The following is a 16,552-nucleotide window of genomic DNA, read 5'->3' as shown; positions in this document are numbered from 1 at the left end:
CAGTGGCAAGGTTTGATTTTTATGTTGTCCGCTTGCAGTTGCGGGCAAGCGCATCTAAGGTTATGAGCAGTGCCCGCCGTATGCACAGCGGCACCACAATACGATTCTTCAACCACGCTTACGGCGAAGGCCATTCTGCTTCCGCCGCTGTTATAACAAGTAGGTCCTATGTTGAACATTCCTGAAATTCTTGCCCCGGCCGGAGACGCCAAGGCATGTCTTGCGGCGCTGGCTGCCGGCGCGGACGCGGTATATCTTGGCCTGAAGCATTTTTCCGCACGGGCGCAGGCAGGCAATTTTTCCATAAGCGAGCTCTCTCGTGTGGTGGAGCTGGCGCACAAGGAAAACCGCCGCATCTACGTGGCCCTGAACAGCCTGCTCAAGCCCGGTGACCCGGACGCAGCGGGTCGGCTTATCGCCCGCCTGAAGCGCGACGTGCAGCCGGACGCCCTTATCATGCAGGACCTGGGCGCGGTGGAGCTTGCCCGTCAGGTGGGGTTTGAGGGCGAGATGCATCTTTCCACTCTGGCCAACGTCTCCCACCCTGCCGCGTTACGGGTGGCGAAGGATATGGGCGTATCGCGCGTTATTCTGCCGCGCGAACTGAATGTGGACGAGGTGCGCCAGTGCGGCGAGGCCTGTCCCGAAGGGATGAGCCTTGAAATGTTTGTGCATGGCGCGCTGTGCTACTGCGTTTCCGGGCGCTGCTACTGGTCCAGCTATATGGGCGGCAAGTCCGGCCTGCGCGGCCGCTGTGTGCAGCCCTGCCGCCGCGTGTATCAGCAGAACAAGCGCAAGGGGCGGTTCTTCTCGTGCATGGACCTTTCGCTGGACGTGCTGGCCAAGACCCTGCTCTCGGTGCCCAACCTGCGTTCGTGGAAGATAGAGGGCCGCAAGAAGGGGCCTCATTATGTCTTCTACACCACAACGGCCTACAGGCTGCTGCGGGATCATCCCGAAGACCCTTCCGCGCGCAAGCAGGCGGAGCAACTGCTGGAACAGGCGCTCGGGCGTCCTTCCACCCATTCCCTCTTTCTGCCACAGAAGCCCCATGCGCCCACGCAGCCCGGAGAGCAGACCAGTTCCGGCCTTTTGGTGGGCAAGGTGGTTATGGAACCTGCACCCAAGGCCAAGAAGGGTGAGCGCACCTATCCCAAATATTTCTTCAAGCCGCGCATGGAACTGCTGCAGCACGACTTTTTGCGCATTGGGTACGAGGATGAGCCGTGGCACTTTACTGACCGCGTGGTGAAGCGGGTGCCCAAGGCCGGTACCTATATGCTGCGCGCGCCTGCCCGCAAGGACCCCAAGTCCGGCACGCCCGTGTTTCTCATAGACCGGCGGGAGCCCCAGATGGTGCGCCTGCTGGACGAGTGGGAGGCAAAGCTGCGCAAATGCAAGGGGCGCACCCCCTCTGCCGTGGAGTTTACGCCGCAATATCCCGGCCCGGACAAGCGGCTGCCCGTGGTATCCGTGCTGCTGCGGCCCGGCCTGCCCCACGGCAAGGAAGGCAAGGCGGGCAAGTTTACGGGGAACGTGAACGGGCTGTGGCTGGGACCGAGAACATTGCAGACTGTGGGGCGGACGCTTTTTTCCCGCATCTCATGGTGGCTGCCCCCGGTGGTGTGGCCTGATGAAGAGGCCGGATGGCAGAAGATGGTGCAGCAGGCCCTGCGCGACGGGGCACGGCACTTTGTGCTCGGTTCGCCGTGGCAGGTGGCTTTTTTTGAAGATGCCAAGGCCGACCTTGTGGCCGGACCGTTCTGCAATCCTTCCAACCCTGCCGCCATTGCCGCGCTGAAGCAGCTTGGCTTCCGTGGAGCCATTGTTTCGCCGGAGCTTTCCTCGGAGGACGTGCTGGCCCTGCCCAAGCAAAGCTGCCTGCCGCTGGGTATAGTGCTTTCCGGCTACTGGCCTATGGGTGTTTCCCGTCTGCCGCTGGAAGGCGTAAAGCCCAACGAGCCGTTCCAGTCACCCAAGGGTGAGGTGTTCTGGATTCGCAAGTACGGGCAGAATTCGTGGATTTATCCCGGCTGGCCCCTGAGTATTGAGGACAAGCGCGATCAGCTTGTGGCTGCGGGATACACCATGTTTGTGACCATGATGGAGCAGCCGCCGCAGGCTGTGCCCGAAGCGCGGCGCACCTCTCCGTTCAACTGGGATATTCCCCTGCTGTAACGGGAGCGGAAAACCAATGTATAGCCAATTATACGGTCATGGCCGTATAATTGGCTTTTTTTGTGTGAAAATCCTTCTGAAACAGCACGCCTGTGAGGTTGATAAGCAGGTTGACGAAATAATATTCTTTGAATTGAGTAGGTTGAAGGCGTGACGCCGGGCGTGAGGCGTTTATAGCCATTTATTGGGTAAATGGCCAATAAATGGCTATACTTTGCGTGCAGGGCTTCTGAGACGGCGGGCGATGCTCTGCGGGGAGCACAGAATGCGGAACACCCCCGGACACGGATGCCCGGGGGTGTGGTGGTTATTATGGGGGTGGCTGCGGTGGGGCAGCGGTGGTTCAAGGGGGGGCGGGGTTATTCGCCGCACTTTTCCTTGAGCGCCTTCGCAATGGCCACGCCCATGTCGAAGCATTCCTGATAGGAGGCATGGGTGGGCACATGCTTCACCTTTACGCCCTCCACAGGCATTTCAAAGCCCATGTCGCCTATCCATTCCGTGAGCTGCTTCACGCATTCGCCGGACCAGCCGAAGGAGCCGAACGCGCCGCCTATCTTGTTCTGCGGGCGCAGGCCCTTCATGTAGGTGAGCATTTTGGCCACGTTGGGCAGGAGACCGTTGTTGTGCGTGGGCGAGCCGAAAATGACCGCGCCGCTGCGGGCCAGTTCTGTCATCACGGAGCTGTGGTGGTCGGCCTTCAGCCACATGATGCGGGTGGGCACGCCTTCCGACTCCAGCCCGCTGGCAACGGAATAGGCCATTTTTTCTGTGGAATGCCACATGGTGTCATACACGATCACGGCGCGTTTCTTCCATGCCTGTTCCGCGAATTCGCGGTATTTGTTCAGGCACCATGCCACATCGTCGCCACGGAAGATGAGGCCGTGGTCCGGGGCCAGCATGTCTATGTCCAGCTTCATCTCGGCGATGAGGTCCAGCGTCTTTATGACGATGGGCGAGAAGGGCAGCACAATGTTGTGGTAGTATTCGGTCATGGCGTGCTCGAGCACGGCACGGTCCACTTCATCGGCATAGCGTTCGGTGGAGGCGATGTTCTGGCCGAAGGCATCGTTGCAGATGAGCAGCTTGTCCTGCGGGATGTAGGAAACCATGGAATCCGGCCAGTGCAGCATGCGGGTTTCCACGAAGTGGATGTCGCGCGAGCCGATGTTGATGGAGTCGCCGGTCTTTACCACTTCCACGGGCCAGCCGGTGATGTCGAAATGGGCCTCCATGGCGCGTTTGCCCATGGGGGAGCAGTAAATCTTTTCCGGCTTGCACAGTTTGACCAGTTCCGGCAGGCAGCCTGCGTGGTCGGGCTCCAGATGGTTGCAGACGATGTAATCAATTTTTTCCGGTTCCAACACCTGCGAGAGACGGCACAGCAGGGTGGGCAGAAAGCCGTCCTTTACGTTGTCGAACAGGACGTTTTTCTGATCCTTGACCACGTAAGCGTTGTAGGTGGTGCCCTGCGGGGAGAGCGAATATCCGTGGAAGTCGCGGCTTACGTAGTCCACCGCGCCTACCCAGAAGACATCCTTTTTTATTTCGAGCGGTTTCATGGTAGGGTCCTTGTCGTGCTGGAGTGTTGCGGCCATGCGGGGGTGTGGTGCCTTTCCGCAGGCCCGGTACGGATAGGGCCGACCGGCACAGGGTCGGGCGGCTCCGTTTTTTATGGGTCGAGCAACCAGACATAAGAAAAAAACGCATCATGGGCAAGCGCGCGGGCATTATGTATGCTTTGGCAGAACGGTGCGGGTATCTGGCGGGCGCGGACAGGGCCGGAACGTTGAGGACGGAAGCGGTGAGGCCTGGAGCCGAGAGGTCTGGAAGCGGAGAGGATGTAGAGGCAATGCAAGACGTGAGGAGTACATGAACATATACCTGTTGCTGGTGCTGGTGTTTCTGGCAGGCGCGTGGCTTCTGGAAACAGCATCCACCCTGCTGAATCTGCGCGCCCTGTCTCCCGCCGTGCCGGAAGAGTTTGCGGATGTGGCCGAGGCACAGCACTATGCCCGGTCGCAGGAGTATGCCCGCGCCAACGCGAAGCTGGACATGGTGACGGAAACTGCGGGCACCGTGGCGCTTGCGGCGGCGGTGCTGGCTGGGGCTTTTCCGTTTCTGGACAGGGTGGTGCGCGGAATGTTTGACCACTACATCCCGCAGGGGCTGGCCTTTTTCGGCATTCTGGCGCTGGCGAGCGGAGTGCTCACTGTGCCTGCCTCCGTCTACCGCACCTTTGTGCTGGAGGCGCGTTTCGGCTTTAACCGCACCACTCCGGCCCTGTTCATCCGGGACAGGATAAAGGGGGTGTTGCTGGGCGTGAGTATCGGCGGGCCGTTGCTGGCGGGTGTGCTGTGGTTTTTTGCCACACTGGGTGAATGGGCGTGGCTGGTGGCATGGGCGTTTACGGTGGTGGTCTCGCTGGGGGTGCAGTATGTGGCCCCGGTGCTCATACTGCCCCTCTTCAACACCTTTACGCCGCTGCCGGAGGGCACGCTGCGCGGGGCCATAGAACGCTATGTGCGGGAGCAGGGGTTTTCCCTTTCCGGCCTCTTTGTGATGGACGGTTCCAAGCGGTCCGGCAAGGGCAACGCGTTTTTTACGGGGTTCGGCAAAAAGAAGCGCATAGCCCTGTTCGACACCCTTGTGGAGACCATGCCGGAGGAGGAGGTGGTGGCGGTGGTGGCGCATGAGGTGGGACATTGCCGCCTGCGCCATGTGCACCGCATGGTGGCGGCGGGCGTGGTGCGCACGGGGGTGACTTTTTTGCTGCTCTCGTTTGTGCTGCAATCGCGGCCGCTGTTCGATGCCTTTGGCATGCAGCATATGAGCCTGCATGCGGGCATTGTGTTCTTCAGCCTGCTGTACACGCCGCTGGCGTTGCTCACGGGGGTGTGGGCCAACGCCCTTTCCCGCCGTTACGAGTTTGAGGCGGATGCCTTTGCCGCACGCACAACGCGTGGGGCAGAGGCACTGGCCTCTGCCCTGAAGCGTCTATCTGTGGGGAATCTTTCAAACCTTACGCCGCACCGGTTCCATGTGCTGCTGCACTATTCGCATCCGCCAGTGGTGGAGCGTTTGCAGCGGTTGCGGGCATTCGGGCCGCCTGCAGCCGGATAGGCTTGGCTTGAGGCAGTAAGGTCGTCTGGCGGACCGGAAAAGCGTTTGCCGGGGTATGTACTCCGGAAGCCAAGCCTTACAGATGGTGCGGCACGGTGAGTGCCCGGCTGATGTTCTCGCACAGTTCCCTGGGATCTATGGGTTTGGCGAGAAAGCGGCTTGCCCCGTGTCTGAGCAGGTCGGCTATATCCCGCACGCCCACCACGCCGGACATGATGATGATGGGCAGGCGGGAAAACACGGGCATGGAACGCAGCCTGTCTATGAGTTCCGTGCCGTCCATGCCGGGCATGCGCACATCCGTTATGAGCAGGTCCGCACCGCCGGGATTTGCCAGCAGCGCTTCATATGCCGATATGCCGTCCTCGAACGCCACCACGGAGTAGCCGCATTCCCTGACCTGTTCCGCGATGAGTGTTCGGGTTACGATATCGTCTTCCGCAAGATATATGGTCTTCATGGATGTCTCCCGTTGTTCCGAAGTCGGATGTGGTCAGATGCGACCGTATCACAGCGGAAGCCCGTGGCTAATTATAAACTGCGTTTTTCATGCATCCAGACCGAAAAACCGCGCTGCGTTGCTGCCGCACAGGGTCCACAGCGCCTGCGGAGCCATGCCCAGCTGTTCCGCCACCGTCTGTGCGGTGAAAACCAGATAGGCCGGTTCATTGCGCCTGCCCCGGTAGGGCATGGGCGTGAGGTAGGGGCAGTCTGTCTCCAGCAGCAGCCGTTCCTGCGGAATGACGTGCAGAGCCTCGCGCAGGGCATCGTTCTTCGGATAGCTGACCGGGCCGGGGATGGAGATGTGCCAGCCGTTGTCCACAATGCGTTGCGCCAGTGACGCATCAGCCCCGAAGCAGTGCCACAGCATGGGATAGCCCGCAAAGCCTTCCTGTTCCAAGATGCGCAGCACGTCTTCGTTACTGTCGCGCGAGTGGATGACCACGGGTTTTTGCACCTCGCGCGCAAGGGCGAGCTGCATGATGAAAACGCGCTGCTGCATATCTCTGGGATGGTCGTCCCAGTAATAGTCCAGCCCTATTTCGCCCACGGCCCTGAGCCTTGGGTCGTGCAGAAAGGCGTGTCGCATGGCCTCCACGGCGGTTTCGTCGCAGGTGTCGGCTTCGCCGGGATGGATGCCCAGCAGGAAGAAGACATCCGGGGTCTGTTCGAACAGGGCGCGGTTGCGGGCATAGGCCTGCGGCCCCAGAAAGACGTTGCCCATGTGACGTACCCCGGCGGCGCGGGCGCGTTCCAGCACCTGCGGCAGGTCTTCGGCAAAGGCATCAAGGTCCAGATGGGCGTGCGATTCCACGCCGGTATGGGGCATGTTAAGCGAGTGCGGTTCCGGCAGCGGTTCTTTGGTCTTTTTCTTGGACATATTGTGTATCAATTCCTGAAAGGTTGTTCTGCGTGCGTGAAGTTTCGGCCTGCACAATGGGCAGGGGGGAACGGACGGTGGCGGGAGGGATGTTTCTACCGCATGAACAGTGAGCCTTCCGCCGCCTGACGCCAGAGTTCCAGCACGGCCTGCCGCTGTGACTCCAGCGTGTAGTGGCTGACAGTGCGGGCCGCGTTGGCGCGCAGGGCGGCCAGTTGCGGTGCGTCGGTTTCCAGCCAGCGGGCGGCGGTTTCCAGCCCGTTGACGGCGGCGGGCACGTCTGCGTCTGCAGCCACAAGGGCGTTGCCCTGCCACGGGACTTCCCGCAGGGGCCACCATGGGACATAGCCGCCCTCATGCGGGGGCAGGGCCTGCCGCATGTAGTCCCAGCCGCCCATGCCGGAAAAGCCTGCCAGAATGCAGCCGCTGGCAAGGGCTTCCAGCGGGGGCAGGGGGCAGCCCTCCGGAAAGCCGGTGGACAGGAAGATATGCGCACTGCGCAGGGAATCGGCAACCCCCTGGCGGGTCATGCCGTGAATTTCCAGCCAGCGGGCGGGCGGTTTGCCCTGCAGGGCGCGCCGTGCCTCGAAGGTTTCGCGGATGCGTACGGCAAGGGCCTTGTTCTTGCGGGGCATCCATCCGATGGTCGGGGTTGTGATCGGGCCAAATGTTGAACCGGATGTCGAGCCTGATGTTGTGCCTGATGTCGAGCCGGGTGCGGAGGCGGCATCGTGCGATGACGATATCTCTGTATTCTGCCCGGACGGGGCGGGGCAGAACAACCGGGTATCTATGCCGGGGCGCAGGATGGGACCGCTGCGTCCCGTGGCCTGTTCCGTAAACCACGCCACAGGCTGCGATACGTTGAGGAAGAAAACGGGAAGCTGCGTCCACTGCACACCCGGCGGCAGCGAAGAGAGCAGGTACGACCAGTTCTGCACGTAGACCACGCAGCGTGCGCCTGCCTGCAGGCCCGGAGTGAGTGCGTTTACCCAGCCTTCCGGCACCAGCCACAGGTCGTGCTGGCTGAGGGTCAGTTCGTTCCACGGGCAGACGGGCACGCCCGCAGGGAGGGGGGTGCCCGGTTCGCGGGGAACCACGGAAACGGCAAAGCCGCCTGCGTGCAGGTGTTCCGCCACCTGATGCAGCACCGCGACCCCGCCGGTCATGCCCTTGAGGGGCGGAAGAAAGATGTATGTACGCATGGTTGGTTTCCGTTTTGCGGGCGCGCGGACAGCACAAGGACAACAAACGGACAAAGCGCGCCCGTTCCTGTGTAGCGCGGCAACGGTGCTTTGACAAATGGAAGGGATGCCTGCCGGGCCGGAACAGGTGCCTTTGGCAAGCCCGGAAGGGCAGGCGGAGCTTGTGCAAAAAATCCCATGGTAATCCACAGCGGGTGTCGGGTATGCCTGATGTGTGCTGCCGGATTGTCCACAGCCTATTGTGCTGATTATATAGAAGAATATTGGCTATGGGCGGTCCGGTTCTGAGAAGGTTGCTGGCCCTTGAGGCGTGGGGGAGTTATCCACAGTTTTTTCCCTGTGCAAAGCGCGAAGGAGGGTGGTTTTTGCACGCGGCGGCAAATTTTTTTTGTCCACTGTTCATATGGGGTTCCGGCCAGATGGCGGCGCTGAGTAGCCGATATGAGTTTTCTCCCCCTGTACAAAAAACCGACCATTGGCTAGAGTCCATTTCGAGTGGTCAAAGCAAGTTTAAAGTTTTGCAAGAGATTTTCTCGATTTTTATTTCTTCAATCAAAGCTGCTGGTTGTGTGGGTGATGTCGACTGAAGCCGGTCGATTTCCTTCTTTTGAAGGCCTGCTCCCACAGCGCTTCAAGGACGTTTTGCGTGCACTCTGCGTGGGATAGAATTCACGGTTTCGAGCGGGTGAGCCTGTGTGACTGGCCCGGCATGAGCTCCAGCGTCATTTTTCTTGGGGGGTGCAACATGCGCTGCCCCACCTGCCATAACTACTCCCTTGCGTGGAATCCGCACACCATGCCCGTCGTCCCCCGCCGGCATATTGAGAGCTATCTCAAGGCGCGGGCGCGGTGGATTGACGGCGTGGTCATAACCGGCGGAGAAGCCACCACCGTTCCCGGTCTGGTGCAGCTTGTCCGCGACCTGCTGGTGCTGGACATGCCCGTGAAGCTGGACACAAACGGTATGCGCCCCGACGTGGTGGAGGCACTGCTTGCCGAACGGCTGGTGGACCTGTTTGCCGTGGATGTGAAGGGACCGTACCGCAAGTATCCGCAGCTTTCCGGGGGCACCACCTCGCCGGACGAGGCGGAGCGCAACCTTGGCCGCATATTTGAGCTTGCTGCTGCGCAGCCCCAGGCCTTTCTCTTCCGGCTGACCCATGTTCCGGCCCTTGACATCGCGGACGTGGAGGAGGCCGGAAGCTATCTTCCCCAAGGCTTTGCCCTGAAGATTCAGAACTTTGTGCCCCCGAGGAGAGCCCATGCCGAAGCAGATACTGAAGCGGGACGGATGCCTGGAAACGTGGTCTTTGGAGCGGATATCCCAAGCCATTCTGAAGGCCCTGAAAGCCAGCGGCATTAAAGACCCCCTGCTGGCGCGCCGCATGGCGCGGAAGGTGGAACTGAAGCTGGCGGATGTGGACATTGCCGCGCAGGAATCCGTGCAGGACACGGTGGAACAGGTGCTCATGGAGTCGCGCCTGTACCATGTGGCAAAGCGCTACATCATCTACCGCGAACAGCGCAGGCAGTTGCGCGAACAGAGCGCGGCCTACCTCGATATCAAGGAAACCATAAATAACTATCTGGACAAGGCGGATTGGCGTGTCAGCGAAAACGCCAACATGACGCATTCGTTCCAGGGGCTCATGCTGCATCTTTCCGGCACGCTGCAGGCCAAGTACGCGCTGGAGAAGTACCCTGTCGAGATACGGCAGGCGCACGAGCACGGGTATTTTCACATCCACGATCTTTCCTTCGGCCTTGCGGGATACTGTGCGGGCTGGAGCCTGCGCGACCTGCTGCTGGAAGGGTTCAATCTGGAGGGACGCTCCAGTGCCGGTCCGGCGCGCCATATGGACACCGCGCTGGGCCAGATGGTGAACTTTTTGGGCACGCTCCAGAACGAGTGGGCAGGGGCGCAGGCGTTCAATAACGTGGACACCTACCTTGCGCCCTTTGTGCGGCATGACAAGCTGAGCTACAAGCAGGTGCGTCAGGCCATGCAGAAGTTCATCTTCAACCTGAACACCACCTCACGCTGGGGCGGGCAGAGCCCGTTTACCAACCTGACGCTGGACCTTGTGGCTCCCAAGCATATTGCCAATGAACCCGTGATCATAGGCGGCAAATATCAGGAGAGCACGTACGGCGAGTACGGAGAGGAAATGGCCATGATCAACAAGGCCTTCCTTGAAGTGATGCTGGCGGGCGACCACGACAGGCGCATTTTCTCCTTCCCCATTCCCACGTACAACGTGACCAAGGATTTTCCGTGGGATTCGGAGATAGGCGACCTGCTTATGCAGCTTACCGCCAAGTACGGGGTGCCGTATTTCCAGAACTTCATCAATTCCGACCTTAACCCGGAAGACGTGCGTTCCATGTGCTGCCGCCTGCAGATGGACCTGCGGGAGCTGCGCAAGAAAACGGGCGGACTGTTCGGTGCGGGCGACCTTACCGGCTCCATAGGCGTGGTGACGCTGAACCTGCCCAAGCTGGCCTATCTTTCCGAAGGGGAAGAGGACTTCCTTGATCTGGTGAGCGAATATGCGGAACTGGCCAAGGAATCGCTGGAGTTCAAACGCAAGCTGATTCAGGAGAATCTGGACCGGGGCATGTTCCCGTGGTCTGCGCGGTATCTCAAGAACGGCTTCAAGGCGCATTTTTCCACCATCGGGCTGGTGGGCGGGCATGAAGCCTGCCTGAACCTGCTGGGCAAGGGCATTGAGACCGAGTCCGGCATCCGGCTCATGCAGCGGATGCTGCACCATCTGCGCGGGCTGACATCGCGCTATCAGGAAGAAACGGGCAACCTGTACAATCTGGAAGCCACGCCCGCAGAAGGCACCAGCTACCGGCTGGCACGCATAGACAAGAAGCTGTACGAGGACATCAAGGCCTCCGGTAACGGCACGCCCTATTACACCAACTCCACCGCGCTGCCCGTGGGCACGACCAATGACGTGTTCTTTGCCCTGGAGCATCAGGACAAGCTGCAGCCCCTGTACACCGGCGGCACCGTGTTCCATACCTATCTGGGCGAGTCGGTGGCGGACCATAAGGCGCTGAAGAAGTTCATTGTAAAGGCGTTTTCCAAGACCAAGATGCCGTACATTTCCATTACGCCCACCTTTTCCATATGCAAGGACCATGGGTATCTGCAGGGTGAGCATCAGAATTGCCCCACCTGCGGCGGCGAGGCAGAGGTGTATACGCGCATTGTGGGGTATTACCGGCCTGTTTCCCAGTGGAACAAGGGCAAGCAGATGGAATATGACGACCGCGTGTGCTACAACGGCATGTAACGCGACGTTTTGCGGATAACCGGGCGGGTGCGGCGGAAGCCGTGCCCGCCTGTTTTTTTGCGCAACTGCCTGCCTGATATGTCTGCCCGGCATGTCTGCCTGATATACCTGTCGGGATATATTTGGCCGGAGATGTTTGTCTGGGAAAGCTTGCGGACATGCCGGCTATGGGTTGTCCGAGTAAAGATGCCTGCAGGCGGTTGGACCGATTACGCCCGTTGCGGAGCAGGTTCCCCGGGCGTTGCGGTTTCGCGCAGACCTTACAGAACCGCCGCATTGCCGCCGCCGTGGCATGGGCATGCTGGCGACACGTTGGCAACATGCAGGCAACATGTTGCCAACATGGCCCGCCTGCGGAAATCATGCTGACATTATACATGAATATGTGCTAAAGGGCGGCTAGTCGTCAGAGACGCCTGCGGTTGGCTGTCCTGCGCCGGGCAGTGCCCGCCGCGTGCCGGAAAAGGAGCAGCAGGAGTGCCGCAAAACTTTTTTGCAGTGAAGGTTGCATGTAACCGCTTGTGGCGTCACAAATTTTTGCTTGCATAATGAGGCAGATTCGGTATTGGTAACTATTCTTTGTTCATGGCACACGACCCGGCGGCCACACCGGGACGGGATATAGCACACTAATCCTTTTAGACCGGCAGTGCGCGTTACCGCCGGAGTCCTTCTCTGAAAGGGGGAACATTATGGATGTTGTTCTGTTGTCACGGTTGCAGTTCGCCATAACCGTATTTTTCCATTTCATCTTCGTCCCGCTGACGCTGGGGCTTTCTGTCATGCTGGCGGTGATGGAAACCATGTACGTGCGTACCGGAAACGAGATGTACAAACGCATGGTCAAGTTCTGGGGCAAGTTGTTCATTATCAACTTCACCCTGGGCGTGGTCACCGGCATAACGCTGGAGTTCCAGTTCGGGACCAACTGGTCGCGCTACTCGGAATACGTGGGCGATATCTTCGGCTCGCTGCTTGCCATTGAGGCGACGGCGGCCTTTTTCCTTGAATCCACATTCCTTGCGGTGTGGTGGTTCGGGTGGGAAAAGGTTTCCAAGCGGGTGCACCTGTTCGCCATATGGATGGTGGCCATAGCTTCCAACCTGTCGGCCCTGTTCATCATTGTTGCCAACGGGTTCATGCAGAATCCGGTGGGCTATGTGATCCGCAACGGACGGGCAGAACTGGAGAACTTTTTTGAGGTTCTGTTCAACCCCTATTCGCTGGGACAGTATCCGCATACGGTCATCGCATCGTGGATGCTCGCAGGGTTCTTTGTCATGGGCGTTTCCGCATGGCACCTGCTGCGCAAGAATGAAGAGGAATTTTTTAACAAGTCGTTCAAGTACGGCACGGTTACCGCGCTTGTCTGTTCCATAGTGGTTGCCATTAGCGGGCATCATCAGGGCAACGTGGTTGCCGAACTGCAGCCTGCCAAGCTCGCCGCCATGGAATCGCACTGGGAAACCCGGACCAACGCCCCCATGTACCTGCTGGTGCTGCCGGATGAAAAGAACGAAGGCAACGCCGTGCAGGCACTGGGCATTCCCAGCGTGCTGTCCATTCTGGCTTTCAACGACCCCAATGCGGAAGTGAAGGGACTGCTGGACTTTCCCAAGGAAGACCGCCCGCCCGTGCTCATAACCTTTGCCAGCTTCCGTGTCATGGTGGCGCTGGGCACGCTCTTCCCGCTTCTGGCGGGGGCTGCGTGGCTGTGGCGCAAGCGGATTCAGGAAAAACCGTGGCTGTTGCGGGCACTTATGTATAACATTCCGCTGCCGTACGTGGCCATTATGCTGGGCTGGACCGTGGCGGAGGTGGGAAGGCAGCCGTGGATTGTCTACGGCATGATGCGCACGACCGATGCGGTTTCCCCCGTGGACGCCTCTTCGGTGATGGTTTCCATCATAGCCTTTATTGTGGTCTATTCCGGGCTTGGGCTGCTGGACATCTACCTGCTGCGCAAGTTCGCCCTGAAGGGACCAAAGAAGGCTTAGGGCATTGGTCAGGAACCTTTACGACAGAGGGTTACACATATGTTTCTGGAAACCACATGGTTTGTCATCTGGGGTATACTCTGGGCCGTCTACTTTGTGCTGGACGGGTTTGATCTGGGCTTGGGGACGATTATGCCTTTCCTTGCGGAAGGCGAGCAGGAAAAGCGCACCATATACAATTCGGCCGCTCCGTTCTGGGACGGCAACGAGGTGTGGCTTATCACCGCAGGCGGCGTGACCTTTGCCGCCTTCCCCAAGGCGTATGCCGTGATGTTCAGTGCGTTGTATGCGCCGCTGTTCCTGCTGCTCTTCGGGCTTATCTTCCGTGCGGCGAGCTTTGAATTCCGCAACAAGATTGATTCCGATGCATGGCGCAAGGTGTGGGACACGTTCCTGTTTTTGGGGAGCTTTCTTCCCGCGCTGCTGCTGGGCGTGGCCTTTGCCAACCTCTTCCAGGGGATTCCCGTGGACGGCGATGGCGTGTACCACGGCAGCCTCATCAAGCTGCTGAACCCCTACGGGCTGCTTGGCGGCGTGCTGTTTGTTCTTATGTTTTCCCTGCACGGTGCCCTGTGGCTTGGCGTGAAGTCTACCGGCAGAATACACGAAAAGGCCATGCGTGCCGCTTCCGGCATATGGCCCTACTTCCTTGCAGCCACCCTGGCGTTTCTGGCGGCTACCGCCGTATACACCAACCTGTATGCCAACTACCTCGCCATTCCGCCGCTGCTGATTATTCTGCTGCTGGCTGTGGTGGGACTGTTTACCACACGCATGTTCATCGGGTGCGATTCCGCGCCCATGGCGTGGGCGTGCAGTGCCGTAACCATCTTCAGCTGCACCCTGTTCGGCGTGGTGGGCATGTATCCGGCCCTGCTGCCTTCCTCCATTGACAGCATCTACTCCGTTACCATCTACAACGCGGCCTCCAGCACGCTGACCCTGAAGATCATGCTGGGCGTTGCCCTGACCTTTGTGCCTGTGGTCATAGGCTATCAGGCATGGGTGTACCGGGTGTTCTCCTTCAAGATTACGGATAAGGACCTTGCCTCCGACGAGGCATACTAACCCTTTCCGTCCGTTGTGATTCTACAGGGCCGTCCGCAGGGGCGGCCCTGTTTTGTTTACAAGGCCGGGGTTGACATTGGTAGCTTTTGGGCTACTTTCTTGTCATGGAGATAGTGCACTACATCACGGAAGAGGGCGTTGACCCTTACCAGAGCTGGGTTGACAAACTTCGGGACGTACGCGCACGGGTGGCCATTTTGCGCCGTCTGGACCGTGTTGCGGAGGGGAATTTCGGTGATTATAAATCCTGCCGGGGCGGCGTGTGCGAATTGCGCATTGACCATGGGCCGGGCTATCGGGTGTATTATTTTCTGCATGGAACCAAGCTTGTTGTATTGCTCTGCGGCGGAGACAAGGCCAGTCAGGAAAAGGACATAACGATGTCTCTGGAATACAAGGCCGATTACCTGCGCCGTATAAAGGAGGTGCCCCATGAATAAGCCGCATGTTTCCCACGAGGAGGCAACGGTGCGCAGCTTCAGGGACGACCCCGAGTTTGCCGCCGAATATCTGAACGCCGTACTGGAAGACGGCACACAGGAAGAATTGATGGTGGCGTTACGCCGCATTGCCGAGGCCTTTGGCATGAAAGAGGTGGCCGAGGCGGCGCATCTGAACCCGAAGACTATCTACCGTACGCTCTCGCCTGCGGGGAACCCTGAACTCCGGAGCTTTCAGGCCATTCTGGGCGCTATGGGGTTGCGGCTGGCGGTAACGGCCAAACGGCGGGAGTGTCATATCTGACGCGATCCGGCCCGATACGGCCCGATACGGCTCGGTCCGGCCCTATCTGGTCTGATCTGGCCTGCGCAGGGTGGTTCCTGCTTGCCGCAGCCTGCTCTACAGGGTATGGTATACGCAACAATATGTAAGCTTGCCCAAGGGGGTTCCATGCGCATGTCTTCCGGTCTTCTTCCGCGGTGTTGCCGATACGTGGCATCTGCCGTTCTTCTGGCGGTTGCCGCCGTGGTGTTTTCCGCATCGGCGGGATGCGCGGCGCAGAACCAGCGCACCGTGCTGCGCGTTATTCCGTATCCGGACATTCCCGGCGATTTTGACACCATGCTCGCCATTGTGGAAACGGGCTTTGAGGCGCAGCATCCGGATATTGATCTGGTGCTGGTGCGGGCGGATGTGTCGGATGTGTATGATCTGGGCTACCTTGCCAAGGTGCTTACTGCGGATACCGGCAGGGATGGCGTGCACATTGTGGAGTCGGACACCATTATGATGGGGGATCTGGCTCTGGCGGGGATTCTGCGTCCGCAGACGTTCAGCATGACGGACTGGCATCCGCTTATCGTGCAGGCGACCACCGTGAACGGCGTGCGCTACGGGGTGCCGCACTGGCTGTGCGGCAACTTTCTCATCACGCGGGATGCGCAGCTTGCCGGATCGCAGGGCGTGGAGGATATGTACCGCCGTATCCGCGAAATAAAGCCGCAGGGGCCATGGCTTGCGGGCAACTACGCGGGCAATTCCTACCTGGTGCTCTACTACACGCAGGCGTGGGGCGAAAATCGCCCCGGCACGGATGACCTGCAACCCGCCATAACCGGTGCCATTGACAGCGGCGCGGTGGGTACGCTTTCCGTAGCGACTGCCCTGTGTGATGAAAACGGTGCCAACCCCTGCGTGGACGGCACGTACTACAACGATTTTTCCCCCATTTTCGAGCGTACGGTGCGCGGCGAGTATGCTGCGTTGCAGGGATTTTCTGAAAGCATGTGGTACATGGCGCAGTACGGGGCTATTTCCAAGGAGTGGTATGTTTCTCCGCTGCCAGTGGGCAGGGTGAACCGTAACGTGCTTCTGGGCGATGCCTACATTGCGCGTAAGGATATGGATACCGCCACCGCTGCGGCGGCAGAGAAGTTCTATGCCTTTATGATGCAGGACGCCACCTACCGTGACATCATATTCTCCGGCGGCAGCCGGGGCGGGGTGCCCGTGCCCCGGTATCTGGCTCCGGCGCGGCTGGGCATATTCGATCTGCCGGAGTTGCAGGCAGACATCTATTACCGGCGCATCCTCGCCGCCATGACCTCGCCGGGCGGAACCAACTATCCCAATCTGTATGTCCCGGAAAACAGGGACCGTATTTATGAACAGGTAATGCCCTATCTGAACGGCACCATGCCCGTATTGCCGCGCCGCGGCATTATGCAGCATGAGGGCGTGCGCAGGCAGATCAGTCAGTAGCCTGCGAAGGCGCAAGGAAGGGGGATTTCCTGCCTTGGGGGTATGAGTTGCAGCTTTTTGCAAAGTGTTGCAGGGTAGCCGCGTTGC

13 protein-coding genes are annotated in these 16,552 nt (G+C 59.6%); 9 read left to right on the top strand and 4 right to left on the bottom strand.

The features are described 5' to 3' along the window. Window positions 1-168 precede the first annotated feature (168 nt). Complete coding sequence (locus HUV26_RS06060) at window positions 169-2,178, top strand: peptidase U32 family protein (RefSeq protein ID WP_174409215.1); 2,010 nt, start codon at window positions 169-171, stop codon at window positions 2,176-2,178. Between the two features lie 359 nt (window positions 2,179-2,537). Here the strand turns inward: HUV26_RS06060 and HUV26_RS06055 are convergent, their stop codons facing one another. Continuing rightward, window positions 2,538-3,743 (bottom strand): FprA family A-type flavoprotein, encoded by a 1,206-nt coding sequence (locus HUV26_RS06055; protein WP_174409214.1) that lies wholly within the window; start codon window positions 3,741-3,743, stop codon window positions 2,538-2,540. 310 nt (window positions 3,744-4,053) lie between these two features. Here HUV26_RS06055 and HUV26_RS06050 point away from each other — a divergent pair, with 310 nt between their 5' ends. Continuing rightward, window positions 4,054-5,304 carry a M48 family metallopeptidase gene (locus HUV26_RS06050; protein WP_174409213.1) on the top strand — a complete coding sequence of 417 codons (1,251 nt, stop codon included), beginning with the start codon at window positions 4,054-4,056 and terminating at the stop codon, window positions 5,302-5,304. A 76-nt stretch (window positions 5,305-5,380) separates the two neighbouring features. On the opposite strand, the gene HUV26_RS06045 is transcribed toward HUV26_RS06050, so the two are convergent. The 3 genes from HUV26_RS06045 to HUV26_RS06035 all read right to left on the bottom strand — a co-directional run bounded on the left by HUV26_RS06045 (window position 5,381) and on the right by HUV26_RS06035 (window position 7,890). Beyond that, on the bottom strand, window positions 5,381-5,764 hold the full coding sequence (locus HUV26_RS06045) for a response regulator (RefSeq protein ID WP_174409212.1): 384 nt from the start codon (window positions 5,762-5,764) through the stop codon (window positions 5,381-5,383). An 87-nt stretch (window positions 5,765-5,851) separates the two neighbouring features. Then, window positions 5,852-6,685, bottom strand: a complete 834-nt coding sequence (locus HUV26_RS06040) for a TatD family hydrolase (RefSeq protein ID WP_174409211.1) — start codon at window positions 6,683-6,685, stop codon at window positions 5,852-5,854. 95 nt (window positions 6,686-6,780) lie between these two features. After that, entirely contained in the window at window positions 6,781-7,890 is a 1,110-nt protein-coding gene (locus HUV26_RS06035; RefSeq protein ID WP_174409210.1) for a glycosyltransferase family 1 protein, read from the bottom strand. Between the two features lie 646 nt (window positions 7,891-8,536). On the opposite strand from HUV26_RS06035, the gene HUV26_RS06030 reads away from it, so the two are divergent. The 7 genes from HUV26_RS06030 to HUV26_RS06000 all read left to right on the top strand — a co-directional run bounded on the left by HUV26_RS06030 (window position 8,537) and on the right by HUV26_RS06000 (window position 16,465). Continuing rightward, on the top strand, window positions 8,537-9,253 hold the full coding sequence (locus HUV26_RS06030) for an anaerobic ribonucleoside-triphosphate reductase activating protein (protein ID WP_174409209.1): 717 nt from the start codon (window positions 8,537-8,539) through the stop codon (window positions 9,251-9,253). Then, window positions 9,153-11,198 (top strand): ribonucleoside triphosphate reductase, encoded by a 2,046-nt coding sequence (locus tag HUV26_RS06025; protein WP_174409208.1) that lies wholly within the window; start codon window positions 9,153-9,155, stop codon window positions 11,196-11,198. The genes HUV26_RS06030 and HUV26_RS06025 overlap by 101 nt, the downstream gene beginning before the upstream one ends. A gap of 692 nt (window positions 11,199-11,890) precedes the next feature. Further along, a complete protein-coding gene (locus HUV26_RS06020; protein ID WP_174409207.1) occupies window positions 11,891-13,195 on the top strand; it encodes a cytochrome ubiquinol oxidase subunit I in 1,305 nt (434 codons plus the stop codon). Window positions 13,196-13,234: 39 nt separating this feature from the next. Beyond that, window positions 13,235-14,263, top strand: a complete 1,029-nt coding sequence (gene cydB / locus HUV26_RS06015) for a cytochrome d ubiquinol oxidase subunit II (RefSeq protein ID WP_174409206.1) — start codon at window positions 13,235-13,237, stop codon at window positions 14,261-14,263. Window positions 14,264-14,349: 86 nt separating this feature from the next. After that, the gene (locus tag HUV26_RS06010; RefSeq protein ID WP_243451288.1) at window positions 14,350-14,703 is read left to right on the top strand and encodes a type II toxin-antitoxin system RelE/ParE family toxin; all 354 of its coding nucleotides are present in this window, start codon (window positions 14,350-14,352) and stop codon (window positions 14,701-14,703) included. Then, on the top strand, window positions 14,696-15,007 hold the full coding sequence (locus HUV26_RS06005) for an addiction module antidote protein (RefSeq protein WP_174409205.1): 312 nt from the start codon (window positions 14,696-14,698) through the stop codon (window positions 15,005-15,007). The genes HUV26_RS06010 and HUV26_RS06005 overlap by 8 nt, the downstream gene beginning before the upstream one ends. Before the next feature lie 189 nt (window positions 15,008-15,196). Further along, on the top strand, window positions 15,197-16,465 hold the full coding sequence (locus HUV26_RS06000) for a type 2 periplasmic-binding domain-containing protein (protein WP_174409204.1): 1,269 nt from the start codon (window positions 15,197-15,199) through the stop codon (window positions 16,463-16,465). Window positions 16,466-16,552 lie beyond the last annotated feature (87 nt).

Source organism: Desulfovibrio psychrotolerans (assembly GCF_013340305.1).
GTDB lineage: Bacteria > Desulfobacterota > Desulfovibrionia > Desulfovibrionales > Desulfovibrionaceae > Halodesulfovibrio > Halodesulfovibrio psychrotolerans.
The sequence above is the reverse complement of the archived record's forward strand: the minus strand, read 5'-3'. Positions and strand labels throughout refer to the sequence as shown.